This is a genomic window from Pedobacter psychrodurus (assembly GCF_004331735.1).
Taxonomy (GTDB): Bacteria; Bacteroidota; Bacteroidia; order Sphingobacteriales; family Sphingobacteriaceae; genus Pedobacter; species Pedobacter psychrodurus.
Genome location: NZ_SJSO01000001.1, coordinates 334734 through 347781, shown reverse-complemented (window position 1 = coordinate 347781; position 13048 = coordinate 334734). Strand labels below are relative to the sequence as shown.

The window sequence follows — 13048 nt, the reverse complement described above, 5'->3', positions numbered from 1 at the left end:
AATTCAGTCAACGAACTGACTGAATTAACGTTTTTTAGTTAATTAGTTCTAAAGTTTGAATGGCTTCTTCAACGTTACTTACGTTATCAAAAGCGATCCTTAACGTATTTTTTACCTCTTTTAAATTGCACATGCGCGGATGATTTTGTGCAAAAGTTAAAATCTTGGTAAAGGTATTCGAATCGAAGTAGGCCGATTGTTTATCACTTAGAAAATATCCGCGTAAACTATTTTTCTTGAAACTGATTTTCTCGAAGCCTAATTTCTTGCCCAACCACTGTAAACGCACCACACTAAGCATGGTTTTTACTTGTGGCGGAACCGGTCCGAAACGATCGGCCAGGTGTTTTTCAAAAATGGCAAGTTCCGCTTCGTTATCGAGTTTAGAAAGTTCTGTGTATAAATTGTAACGCTCGGTGATATTGGTAATGTATGCGTCAGGGATATACAATTCGAGATCGGTATCTACCTGTGTAAAACCAACAAAAGGACGGGCGGGTTCGTTTTCGAAGAGGCCCTTAAACTCAGCTTCTTTTAGTTCCTGAATGGCTTCGTCCAAAATTTTGTGGTACATCTCAAAACCAATCTCGGCAATAAAACCACTTTGTTCAGCGCCCAATAGATTTCCACTTCCACGGATATCCAAATCGCGCATGGCCACGTTAAAGCCACTGCCTAGATCAGAAAACTCTTCAATGGCGCTCAAACGCTTCCGGGCTTCAGAAGTTAAAGTGGATAATGGTGGCGAAAGCAGATAACAGAAAGCCTTTTTGTTGCTCCGACCTACCCTGCCACGCATCTGGTGCAGATCGCTCAAACCAAACATGTGTGCATGGTTAATGATGATGGTATTGGCATTGGGAATATCTAAACCCGCTTCTATAATAGTGGTGGCTACCAGAACATCCTTTTCTCCGTTAATAAAATCGAGCATTACATCTTCCAATTGGTCGCCATCTAACTGCCCATGGGCAATACCAATCCTTGCTTTTGGAACCAATTTCTGAATCAGTCCACCCAACTGCATCAAGTCGTTTACGCGGTTGTGGATAAAGAAAGCCTGTCCGCCACGATCTAATTCGAACTGAATGGCTTCCTGGATTAGTTTATCATTAAAAACATGTAATTCAGTACTTACCGGTTGCCGATTTGGTGGTGGTGTACTAATAATGGATAAATCTCTTGCGCCCATTAAAGAGAAATGCAGCGTTCTCGGAATGGGAGTTGCCGTAAGCGTTAAAGTATCAACATTTACCCTAACGGCTTTTAATCTCTCTTTTGCTGTAACACCAAATTTCTGCTCTTCATCAATAATCATGATGCCGAGATCTTTAAACTTCACATCCTTGCTTAGTAAACGGTGTGTGCCGATTAAGATATCAACTTTGCCTGTTGCAGCTTCGGCCAGGGTATCCTTAATCTGTTTATTGGTTTTAAAACGGTTAATGTAATCAACCGTAACCGGGAAATCTTTTAAACGTGAAGAAAAGGTTTTAAAATGCTGTAGGGCCAGAATGGTAGTGGGCACTAATATAGCAGCTTGTTTGCCTTCTGCTACAGCTTTAAAAGCCGCACGTACCGCAATTTCTGTTTTTCCGAAGCCCACATCACCACACACTAAACGGTCCATTGGGTGTGGCGATTCCATATCTTTTTTCACATCTTGGGTAGCCTTTAACTGATCGGGGGTATCTTCGTAAATAAAAGAAGCCTCTAGTTCAGTTTGTAAATAGCTATCTGGTGAAAAAGCCGTTCCAGCCTGATTTTTGCGCAAAGCATAAAGCTTGATCAAGTCCCGGGCGATATCTTTAACTTTTTTTTTAGTGGTTTTTTTTAGCTTGTCCCAGGCATCAGTACCCAGTTTATTCATCTTAGGCACACCGCTTTCTTTGCCACTGTATTTGGCAATGCGGTTTAGCGAGTTGATGTTTACATAAAGCAGGTCGTTATCTGCATAAATTAAACGGATCATTTCCTGGGTTTTGCCATTTACCTCAACTTTTTCGAGCCCGGCATATTTTCCAATCCCGTGATCAATATGAGTAACATAATCGCCAGATTTCAGTTCCCTTAAATCTTTTAGGGTAATGGCCTGGCTTTTCTGGTAGCCTTTTTTAAGCTTATATTTATAGTAACGATCGAAAATCTGGTGGTCGGTATAAAATGCCGTTTGAATCTTCGGATCTATAAAACCCTCGCGCAGCATGCTATTGATCGGCGTAAATTTGGCTGTTTTATCAATATCCTCTAAAATGGCATATAAACGCTCGATCTGTTTTGGCGAATCGGTAAAAATAAAGTTAACAGTGCCTTCTTTTTCGTTTTCCTTAAGGTTGTGAATCAGTAGGTTGAAATCTTTATTGAACGATGGCTGTGGTTTGGTTTCAAATTCAAAGCGGTCGTCTGTTTTATAAAAAAACTGTTTGCCGAATTCGATAATGGGAAAATCCTGAAGATGGTCGCCTAGTAATTTTTCGTCAGTAAAGGCAAACTTTGGATCAATCCATTCGGGATTTTGGTTTTTATCTGCCGCTGGTAGTGCTTTCCACAGTTCAACCGCCTTTTTAAAACCAGCTTTAATAATATCGAGCGTAAACTCAACATCCTTAAACCAAAGTTGTGTATCCTGATCGATATAATCGAGAATGCTGATATTGCTTTCAGTTAAGAACTTCGCCTGAACATTCGGTACGATGGTTAACGATTTAACATCTTCTACCGACAATTGGCTTTCAATTTCAAAACTTCTGATGCTTTCTACCTCATCGCCAAAGAATTCGATGCGATAAGGAAGATCAGACGAGAATGAAAATATATCTACAATACCACCACGGATTGAAAACTGCCCTGGTTCGTAAACAAAATCCCTTCTGTCAAAATCGTAGTCAATTAAAAATTCATTGATAAAATCGATGCCCAACTTAGCGCCTAAACTAATTTCTAAAGTGTTTTTTTCTAATGCAGAGCGGTCAATTACCTTTTCGGCAATGGCTTCGGGGTAAGAAACTACAATTTTTCCGTATTCCGAATCGTGGTTCAGCTCGTTCAATACCTCTGCCCGGGCCAGCACATTGGCTGTATCTACCTGCGTAAAATCGAAAGATTTGCGGTACGAGGAAGGGAACAATAAAACCTGCTTATCCAATACGCTTTCAAGGTCGGATTGAAAATAAGCGGCCTCTTCTCTGTCAGGCAAAACGAACAGAATGGGCTTATGTACTAAGAAATAAGAAGAAAGTGCAACGATAGCATCAGCCGAACCTACCAATCCCTTTAATTGTATCTTAGGGTTTTTGGCGCTGTTCAACGCTTTGGTAAATCGGGTTACCCTGTCGTCGGTTTTGTATCTGTTTATTAAATCGCGAATGTTCAAGGCACAAAAATAAGCTTATCTTTTAATATTAACCCGCAATTTGTGTAAAGGTTTTTTTAACTATTTTTGACCGGGTTGCAGGTGAAAATTAAAAACAGGAAAAGAAATAAGATTCAATTCTTAGATTCCATTACTCGTTTGGTCGAAATATATCCCCCTTTTGTCGATTAAGAGCAAATTGATGTAACAAAGGTGGTGCTATGACCTCTAAATTATATAAAAAGTGAAACAATGAAGTACATTAAAAGCTTTCCACTAGAACTTTTTTTCTGGGTAGCGGCTTTAGTATTACTGGCAACAGCGAATGGCCACGAGCATCACTTTACACTTTGTCCGTTAGCCAATTTGGGTTTTGAGGACTGGTGTCCGGGATGTGGTATAGGCAGGTCAATCAGTCATATTTTACATGGCGAGTTTACCGAAAGCTTTTCCGAACATTGGTTTGGGTTTCCGGCACTTTTTATAATAGTTTATAGAATTTACACATTGATAAAAGATAAAAATAAGTTTAAAATTTCAACCACAAATACATAGAAACCATGGATATATATCAATCACCTCTAATGTCGTTACCAGGCATAACGCCAGAAGAATTCTCATACTTACAACAGGCCACTACTGGATTAACCGAGCAACAGTTGCGTAACTTCTTAATGGTTTACAGCAGCAAAAGGAAAAATCCATCAGATATGCTTATTTTCTGTTTAATCGGCTTATTTGCAGTTCCAGGCTTGCAAAGGTTTATCATTGGCCAGATTGGGATGGGTATTTTATACCTGGTAACCGCAGGTTTGTGTTTTATCGGATCGATTATCGACGTAGTAAACCATAAAACCCTTGCTTTTGAGCACAACCAGAAAATGGTTTTCGAAAGCCTGCAGATGGTAAGAATGGGTGGGTTTCAGTAAACCTTTCATTTTAATTGCATTAATGTTTTTTGGAAAGCAAAAACAGAACAATTTTTAACGTTCATCCCGCCATACACGACAAGTCCGCACCCGATGAAAAATCGGGTTTGCGGGCTTTTTGTTGCTGTCGGGTTTATAAACTTGGGTTGGTGAACCTTGAGGGGGCTGAAGGATCAAAAGGGTTACAGGCTGGCGTTAGCTAAACCCGACAGCCGCGATTCCGATTCTTCATCGGATAAGCAAATAGCGGGGCTGCTCTGGCCATTTGCGCCTACTGTACGTTTCCAAAACAAAAACATTAATCATTTCTCTTATCAACAAAACCCCAAATTTTCTATATTTATCAAATGAAATTAGCTGAAATTACCAATTATTTAGAAAGCATAGCACCACTTAACTATCAGGAAGATTATGACAATTCTGGTTTGATCGTGGGCGATCCGAATATGGAAATCCGTGGAGCTTTGGTGGCTTTAGATTGTGTGGAGAAAATTGTGGATGAGGCGATTTCAACAGGTTGTAACCTCATTATTACCCATCACCCAATTGTTTTTAAAGGATTAAAAAAGCTCAACGGTAAAAACTATGTGGAGCGAGTTGTGCTTAAGGCAATCAGGAATAACATTGCACTTTATGCCATCCACACCAATCTCGATAGCATTCATACTGGTGTTAATGCCAGGATCTGCGAGCGGTTGGGCTTAACGGGAACCAAAGTGCTTTTGCCTAAAACAGGTCTTCTGAAAAAGCTGGTTACCTATTGCCCGCAGGCACAAGCCGAGCAATTGCGATCGGCATTATTTTATGCGGGTGCAGGCAATATTGGCAATTACAGTGAATGCAGTTTTAATGCCGATGGTTTTGGCACATTTAAAGGAAACGAAGATGCCGATCCTTTTGTAGGTGAGAGAGGGATTCGCCACCGGGAGGCAGAAGTGCGGATTGAAATGGTTTACCCAACACAGGCTGAGCGAAAAATTCTGGTAGCATTGTTCGAAAACCATCCTTATGAAGAAGTGGCTTACGATATTTACAAACTCGAAAATAAACATCAATTGGTTGGTTCGGGCATGGTGGGCTGGCTGGAATATGATATGGATGCCTACGATTTTTTACACTTGGTAAAAGATAGGATGCAGGCTAAAGTGGTTAGGCATACGGAGGTAATTGGCAAAAGGATCAAAAAAGTGGCGGTTTGCGGGGGCTCAGGAAGCTTCCTGTTAAAAGAGGCCATTGCTGCCGGGGCAGATGCTTTTATTACTGCCGATTTTAAATATCACGAGTTTTTTGATGCGGAGGAAAAATTGATCATTGCCGACATCGGACACTTTGAAACTGAACAATTTACCTCAAATTTATTGCTTGAAATTATTCAGAAAAAATTTACTAACTTTGCAATCCGTTTAACGGAGCAAAATACAAACCCCATAAATTACTTGTTTTAATGGAACAAACCGTAGAACAAAAGCTAAAGGCTTTATACGAATTACAAAATATCCACACAAAAATTGATAAGATCCGCCAGGTACGTGGTGAATTACCAATGGAAGTTGCCGATCTTGAGGATGATGTTTTAGGATTAGAAACTAGAATTGCAAAAATCAAAGGCGAACTTGATGATCTGGAGGATTCAATCGTAACCCGTAAAAATACAATTAAAGATGCGCAAGCTGCCATCAAAAGATACGATACTCAATTAAAAGAAGTTAAAAACAACCGTGAATACGATGCTTTAACTAAAGAAATTGAGATTCAAGGTTTAGATATTCAGGTTTCTGAAAAGAAAATTAAAGAACACGGTTTCGAAATCACTTCTAAAACTGAAATCTACGAAGCTGCTAAAGCTGAGTTAGATGGCAGAAAGAAAGATTTAGATGTGAAAAAAGGTGAGCTTGATGTAATTACTGCTGAAACTGAAAAAGAAGAGCAAGATTTACAAAAGAAAGCTGATAAAGCTGAGCCTCAGATTGATGAGCGTTTATTGGTTGCTTACAAGCGTTTACGCAAAAATGCGATTAACGGTTTGGCTGTAGTAACAATCGACCGCGATTCTTGCTCAGGTTGTTTTAACCAGATTCCACCTCAACGCCAGTTAGATATCCGTCAACGTAAAAAAATTATCGTTTGCGAGCACTGTGGCCGTATTTTGGTTGATGAGGCTTTAACTCATGAAGTAGCAGAAGCTTAATTCGCGTCATAAAATTATTAAAACGTCCCGACTTAATCGGGACGTTTTTTGTTTACACCTATTTTCTGGCGTTTACACAAAACAAGAATATGATTTTAGCGTTTAATGTAGATATTTGTTTAAATGTGAATTACTGTTGCTTTAGCAGCGCAGGATCAAACTGAAATATATTCCCGAATGACTAAAATCTTCCCTGTTTTTGCGTTTTCTGCTCTTCTCCTGTTTCCAGCATCTTTATTTGCAAATTTCGACTTTAACAGCAATTGCCTAAATGCTTATAAAAGTATCTTCGAGCTTAAGCTGGGTAATGCAAGGGCATACATTTCTACCGAAAAAAAGCAGCATCCCAATAATTCTATTATTCCCCTTTTAGAAAACTATGTAGATTATTTTACGGTTTTAACTTCTGAAAGCAAGGCTGATTTTGATCGCCTAAAGGGTAATAAATCTACACGGTTAGATCAAATAAGTGGTGATGATAAAAGGTCTCCGTACTATCTGTACGCACAGGCAGAAATTAATTTGCAATGGGCGCTCATCCGTGGGCGTTTTGGCGAATATTTTAATGCCGCAATGGAAGTTAAAAAAGCCAACAGTCTTTTGCAGGAGAACAATAAGAAGTTTCCAAACTTTCACCTTAACTTGAAAGGCTTGGGGCTGATTAATGCCGTTCTGGGTAATCTTCCGGATGGGGCTTTAAAAACAGCATTATCTACTTTTGGAATTAAAGGGAATCTTCAGAGCGGATTAAATATGTTCGAGAAACTGGCCGACAATTTGCCGAAATCTTCGTACGAGCCTTTTTACGAAGAAGTAGTTTTCTATTACGCCTATGTATTAACTGATGTGGCACATAGCCCACAGGCGTATGCTAAAACCATAAAATATACCGAACGGATTGCCGATACCAGTTTATTAAAAAGTTATTTGCAGAGTTATGTTTGCATTAAAAACGGGCATAGCGAAGAAGCCATTGCTATTTTGGCCAAGCGGCCTGAAGGAGGTGTTTATCAGCCTTTTCCTTACTTAGATTATCTTGAGGGCATTGCGCACCTGAACAAACTAGATTTTAATGCAGCGACTTATTTTAACCGCTTTTTGCAGGCCACCAAAGGTGTTAATTTTGTGAAGGATGCTTATCTTCACTTGGGCTGGATCTCGTTACTGAAGGGAGATAAAGCGGGTTATACAGCCTTTACAGCTAAGGCAGTTAAAAACGGATATACCTACATGGAAAAAGACAAACAGGCGAAAGCTGAAGCTGCCGCAGGAATGCCAACGATTGATCTTTTAAAAGCCAGATTGCTGTTTGATGGTGGTTATTTAAGCAGGGCGTTGCAGGTAATTGATGATAAGAAAGCAACTGATTACACCAACGATAAAGATAAAACAGAGCTGAATTATCGTTTGGGCAGGATTTATGATGATTTAGGGAAAGATGATCAAGCATTAACAGCTTATCAGCAGACGATTAATGAAGGCAAAACCCTAAAATATTATTTTGCCGCCAACGCTGCGGTGCAGATGGGTAAGATTTACGAAAGAAGGAAAAATAACGCGAAAGCGAAAGAGGCTTTCAATACAGCCATTGCCATGAAAAATCATGAATTTGAAAGCAGTATTGAAAGCCAGGCTAGGGCCGGATTAAAACGGTTAGCAAATTAGAAGCGGTGTATAAAGGCATTAATGTGCATGCCTGCTCCTACTGAAGCAAAAACAGCTACATCACCAGCCTTAACTTTATAGCCTTTAACTTCACCTTTTAATACCAGGTCCAATAAGGTTGGTACGGTGGCTACTGAACTGTTTCCTAACCATGAAATCGTCATCGGAACCAAGTTTTCTGGCACGGTATCTTTACCATAAAGCTTAAACAAACGTTTCATAATCGCAGTATCCATTTTGCCATTGGCCTGGTGAACAAATACAATATTTACATCTTCAATACTTAAGCCTGCTTTGTCAATAGCTTTTTTAATTACTTGGGGTACTTGGATTACCGCAAACTCGTACAGTTTACGTCCATTCATTTTCAAATAAAGGTTTCCATTGTTTTCATCAGGATGAGATCCCTTGCCCATGGTAAGTAAATTACCGTGATTAACAGCGTGTGTTTCTGTTTTATGTGCTAATATTCCCCTTTTTTCTTCTGATTCTTCAGCTTCGAAAATTACAGCTCCGGCACCATCCGAAAAGATCATGCTATCACGGTCATGTGGATCGATAATGCGGCTTAAGGTTTCTGCGCCTATAACCATAACACGTTTCGCATCTCCGCTTTTAATATAGTAATCTGCCTGTATTGCACCCTGAACCCATCCCGGGCAACCAAAAATGATGTCGTAGGCAACACAGTCTGGATTTTCAATGCCTAGTTGTTGTTTTACCTTTGAGGCCAAGGATGGCAAAATGTCAATTCGGTTGCTACCCAAAGGGATATCACCAAAATTATGACAAAATATAATATAGTCTAAGGTTTCTTTATCGATACCTGCATTTTCAATGGCTTTTTCTGCAGCCTTTGCGCCAATATGATTGCTTAACTGCTCCGGGCAGGCGTAGCGTCTTTCTACGATCTCCGTAATCTCAGAGAATTTATCAATGATCTCTGAATTCTCTTTTTCCAATCGGTTACCATTCTCAAAAAACGTCGAGTTTAAGAATTCACTACCTGAAATAATATTCTGTGGGATATAACTTCCAGTGCCGGTAATTACCGTATTTATTGCTTTGCTCATAATTATAATACCGCATACTAAAACGGTATGTAGTATAAAAATATCAATTATATTCGGTAATCGAAAATAAATTTATTTTTAGCGAAACTTATTTTCAAGGGCAAATTTTAATAATCCTGCTTTTCCCGTTACGTTTAGCTTTTGTACCATATTTTTACGGTGGGTATCTACAGTGTTTAAAGCTATAAATAATTTTTGGGCAATTTGCTGTGAAGAATAGTCTTCGCTGATCAATTTCAGGATTTCCATTTCACGTGCAGTTAAATTGTGGCTTTTTTGGAAGTGATCGCCATCGTTAAATGCCGATGATGCCTGCGTATCAGATTTTATTTTTTGGAAATATTTTTCTCCCTGTTGTATGCCCGTTATAATTTTAAATAGTGTTTCTGCATTGGTATCTTTTTGAACAAAGGCCATTACGCCAATACCTTCGAGTTTTATCGCTAACTTTTCGGTATAATACATGGATAAGACCATTATTTTAACTGAAGGGAATAATTGCCTGATTTTTTCTGCGGCAATTTCGCCGTCTAAAACGGGCATGTTCAGGTCGAGAATCAAAATATCAGGCACCTGGTTGTTCAAGAGGTGCAGAACCTCTTTTCCGTTCGAAGCCATACCGATTATTTTAAAATTGGGCTGTTCAGCGAGAATGGCCGATAATCCTTCGGCAAATAGTTTATGATCATCAGCGATCATCAACGTGGTGGATTTCTGTTGAATCGTGTCCATTATTTTAGCGGAATATCAATGGTTGTTGTTGTACCGTTTTGATTACTGTCGACCTGAATTTTACCATTAAGGTAATTTACCCTCGATAGAATATTTTGGATACCTAAACCCTTTTTATCTTTATCGGGATTAAAACCAATGCCGTTATCTTCGGCCATAATGCTAATTCTTTCATCGAAAGATAAAATCTGTATAGTTGCCTTTGAGGCAAAAGAATGCCGGATAATATTATTTACCAGTTCGTTAACAATCCGGTATATGGTAATCTCCACTCCGCTTTCAATAGGGTGTTTAACCTGAAAAACAAATTCGAATGCAATTTTACCTGAATGGTTCAGGGTTGTAAAATGCTCATTTAATGTTTCAATTAAACCTAACTGCTCAAAGTTTTTTGGCATTAAATTGTGCGATATTTCCCTTAAATCGGCACATGCCTTTTCGATCATGCCAATGGTTTGATTGTAAAATACGCGGTCGTTTTCAGTAAGTTTTAAAACTTTGTGCTGAAAAGTGGTGATATTTAGTTTTATAATGGAAAGTGTGCCGCCGAGGTCATCATGAAGATCGCGGGCCAAACGCGTTCGCTCATCTTCCTGTGCGTTAAAAATGCCATCGGCGAGGTCTACCTGATGTTTGCTTTTTTCTTCCAGCAGGATTTCTTTTTCTTTTTTTAGAAAATTATAGCGCTGTGTTAAGGCAAATGAAAGGAATATAATCTCGGCCGTTAAACCCACCACTAAGCCATTTGGTTTTAGCAGGTTGAAATTGGTTAGGCCTAGCGTATTAAAAACATAGTTGAAAACGCCAAATAACAACATCACTGTGGCGATAAAATAATACCAGCCCAGTTTATACCCTGCCCTGATCCTTTCTACTACACAAATAATAATCACGATTACTGTGAGCAGTGCCAGGAAATTGTTGATGTAAAAAACCGTTTTTTCAAAGATGATAAACGATTTTAACAGCATAAACACTGGGATAATCGACATGGCCCAACAGAATCTTTTATAATAGTTTGTAAAGCGATATAGTCGACTATTGGCGCTATTTTGATTAACAAATAGTTGCATCACCTGGATTAACAGGCCGCAGCTCAGTGATGCCATAATTAACCGCATATAATCTTGGAGACCAGGTAAATTTGGGTAGAACCATTGAAAGGCCAGCCCCTCTTCTTCCAGAATAAAAATTAGCGTGCAAAAAATGTAAATCGCATAATATAGGTGGATGTTATCTCTAACAGAGGCAAATAACAACAGGTTAAATATCACCGCAAAAACAAAAATGCCTGTATAAAACCCAAATAAGGTATGTTGTGGAATCTCTGCCTGAATAATATCAACATCGCGGCCGATAGATATTGGCATGTACATGTTCTGTCCGCGTTTATCGGCCCACAAATAAAAAGTGGCCTTTTCATGTGGCGAAAGAACCATTGGGTAAATAAAGCTTCTGTTGCGATACGGACGTTGTTTAAAAGGGAAATGATCGCCTGTTAGGCCTAAGGGGTAAATCTTTCCATGCTCATCTACTTTAAACAGCTGAAGCTGGTTAATGCTTGAGCTCTGCTCCTTAAACATCAGGTGAACAGATTGATTCAAGGTGTTTTCTATATCAAAAGCAACCCAGTAATAAGATTGGGTATAACCTTTACTAAAAACTTTCCCTGCTGTTAACGGGGTGAGTTTGTGAGCCTCTTTATATTTTATAATAGAATCGATGCTCAGGTTTAAATTTTTGTCTTCATAGAAATACCCATGTTTGCTAATGTTAAATTTTGTGGCCGTGTCGATCAAAATTGGACTGCCCTGTTGAGCAACGCACACCTGAAATGGATGTAGGAAAAATAAGAATAGCAGGAAAACTTTATTCATTGTTTTGAGAGAATTAGTGGCATGCTTTAAACTACCAATCAATATTTCATAAATATAGGATATAAAATAAGCACTAAATATACCGAGTATAGGGTATATAGATCACTTTGGTTGTGGATTACTTTTACATCAAATTAAACGAACTTAAAAATGAAAAATTTCTTGACTATTGTTTTGCTGCTGTTTATGGTGCAGGTAGCAAATGCCCAATCGCATGTTGCGAAAAGTGAGTACGCCCGCTATAATTGTAGGTTCGCACCTAAAGGTTCTAATAATGCAGAGGGAAAGTTGATGTGTCCTGCTTGTGCAAAGGAAAATGAGGATGCCAGGAAAAAGAAAATAGCTGATGATAAAGCAGCTTCCGATCTAAATAAAATAAAAAACGAAAAACTTAAAGCAGAGAATGCTATTGCCTTTAAAAAGAAGCAGGCTGAAGTTACAGCTAGAAATAAAGTAACCGAAGTGCATGTCACTATGCCCAAAACAACTGCAACTGAGAACAAAAAAACTGAACCGTCTGTAAAGAAGGGGCCGGTTAAATTAGCTAAAGATATAGAGCTATATGCAGGTTGGGGAATGGGAATGTTTACCCATAATAGTCGGACAAATTTCTTTTTAAACGAGAATAAAGATACGGTGTTAAAGAGTAACGACTATTTAGAAACCTACGCTGTGTGGCGCGAAAACAAGAATAATTTTCCGAAGAACATTGGTATAGTGCTTTTGAAGGAAACCAATAAAATATCAAATGGAAGGGATCAGAATGTTGCCGATATAGTAGACCTTAAAGGTAAAAGGTATTTTAACGACAATACCATTAGTACCATTTTTCACCTTGCGGATGATTATTTTGTAGTGTGTAAAAGCCCAACCCTTCCGGAATGGCGCTCTTATGGAAACAATTATACAGGCTACGAAAATGTTGAAATTTACAACCTAAAAACCAAGAAAAGTATAAAACTGGATAAAGATGCGGGCCGATTTGTAAGCATATCCATTTATGTCGGTGGGCGTAAAATGGGAGATCCAGGTCTCGAACCTTTTCTCTCTCGTGTATATATCAATTATGATGAAGATGTGTATTGCCTTAATGTCAACAGGGAAATGGTGGTTAAGAAAATACTAAAAGCAGATAGGTAGTAGTATTTAACCACCAGTACTTATTTTAGTACCCAAGAAGTAATTATTAACGAATAATACGATTAATGGCAGGAGTAAATACATTGTTCTTG

10 protein-coding genes are annotated in these 13048 nt (G+C 38.7%); 6 read left to right on the top strand and 4 right to left on the bottom strand.

Annotated features, from left to right (window positions below):
* Nucleotides 1–34: 34 nt before the first annotated feature.
* Nucleotides 35–3373 (bottom strand): transcription-repair coupling factor, encoded by a 3339-nt coding sequence (gene mfd, locus EZ456_RS01465; RefSeq protein ID WP_131526657.1) that lies wholly within the window; start codon nt 3371–3373, stop codon nt 35–37.
* Nucleotides 3374–3604: 231 nt separating this feature from the next.
* Between mfd and EZ456_RS01460 the strand changes: the two genes are divergently transcribed.
* The 5 genes from EZ456_RS01460 (at nt 3605) to EZ456_RS01440 (ending at nt 8134) form a co-directional block, all read left to right on the top strand.
* On the top strand, nt 3605–3907 hold the full coding sequence (locus EZ456_RS01460; protein ID WP_131526655.1) for a DUF2752 domain-containing protein: 303 nt from the start codon (nt 3605–3607) through the stop codon (nt 3905–3907).
* A 5-nt stretch (nt 3908–3912) separates the two neighbouring features.
* Complete coding sequence (locus tag EZ456_RS01455; RefSeq protein WP_086548454.1) at nt 3913–4281, top strand: TM2 domain-containing protein; 369 nt, start codon at nt 3913–3915, stop codon at nt 4279–4281.
* 347 nt (nt 4282–4628) lie between these two features.
* Nucleotides 4629–5726 carry a Nif3-like dinuclear metal center hexameric protein gene (locus tag EZ456_RS01450; RefSeq protein WP_131526653.1) on the top strand — a complete coding sequence of 366 codons (1098 nt, stop codon included), beginning with the start codon at nt 4629–4631 and terminating at the stop codon, nt 5724–5726.
* Nucleotides 5726–6469 carry a zinc ribbon domain-containing protein gene (locus EZ456_RS01445; RefSeq protein WP_131526651.1) on the top strand — a complete coding sequence of 248 codons (744 nt, stop codon included), beginning with the start codon at nt 5726–5728 and terminating at the stop codon, nt 6467–6469. The genes EZ456_RS01450 and EZ456_RS01445 overlap by 1 nt, the downstream gene beginning before the upstream one ends.
* A gap of 177 nt (nt 6470–6646) precedes the next feature.
* Nucleotides 6647–8134 (top strand): tetratricopeptide repeat protein, encoded by a 1488-nt coding sequence (locus tag EZ456_RS01440; protein ID WP_131526649.1) that lies wholly within the window; start codon nt 6647–6649, stop codon nt 8132–8134.
* On the opposite strand, the gene EZ456_RS01435 is transcribed toward EZ456_RS01440, so the two are convergent.
* From EZ456_RS01435 to EZ456_RS01425, 3 genes are all read right to left on the bottom strand, one after another.
* The gene (locus EZ456_RS01435) at nt 8131–9207 is read right to left on the bottom strand and encodes a 3-oxoacyl-ACP synthase III family protein (RefSeq protein WP_131526647.1); all 1077 of its coding nucleotides are present in this window, start codon (nt 9205–9207) and stop codon (nt 8131–8133) included. The genes EZ456_RS01440 and EZ456_RS01435 overlap by 4 nt on opposite strands.
* Before the next feature lie 78 nt (nt 9208–9285).
* Complete coding sequence (locus tag EZ456_RS01430; protein WP_131526645.1) at nt 9286–9939, bottom strand: response regulator; 654 nt, start codon at nt 9937–9939, stop codon at nt 9286–9288.
* On the bottom strand, nt 9939–11816 hold the full coding sequence (locus EZ456_RS01425) for a sensor histidine kinase (protein WP_131526643.1): 1878 nt from the start codon (nt 11814–11816) through the stop codon (nt 9939–9941). The genes EZ456_RS01430 and EZ456_RS01425 overlap by 1 nt, the downstream gene beginning before the upstream one ends.
* Before the next feature lie 150 nt (nt 11817–11966).
* Here EZ456_RS01425 and EZ456_RS01420 point away from each other — a divergent pair, with 150 nt between their 5' ends.
* A complete protein-coding gene (locus EZ456_RS01420) occupies nt 11967–12956 on the top strand; it encodes a hypothetical protein (protein ID WP_131526641.1) in 990 nt (329 codons plus the stop codon).
* The last annotated feature ends 92 nt before the right edge of the window (nt 12957–13048 follow it).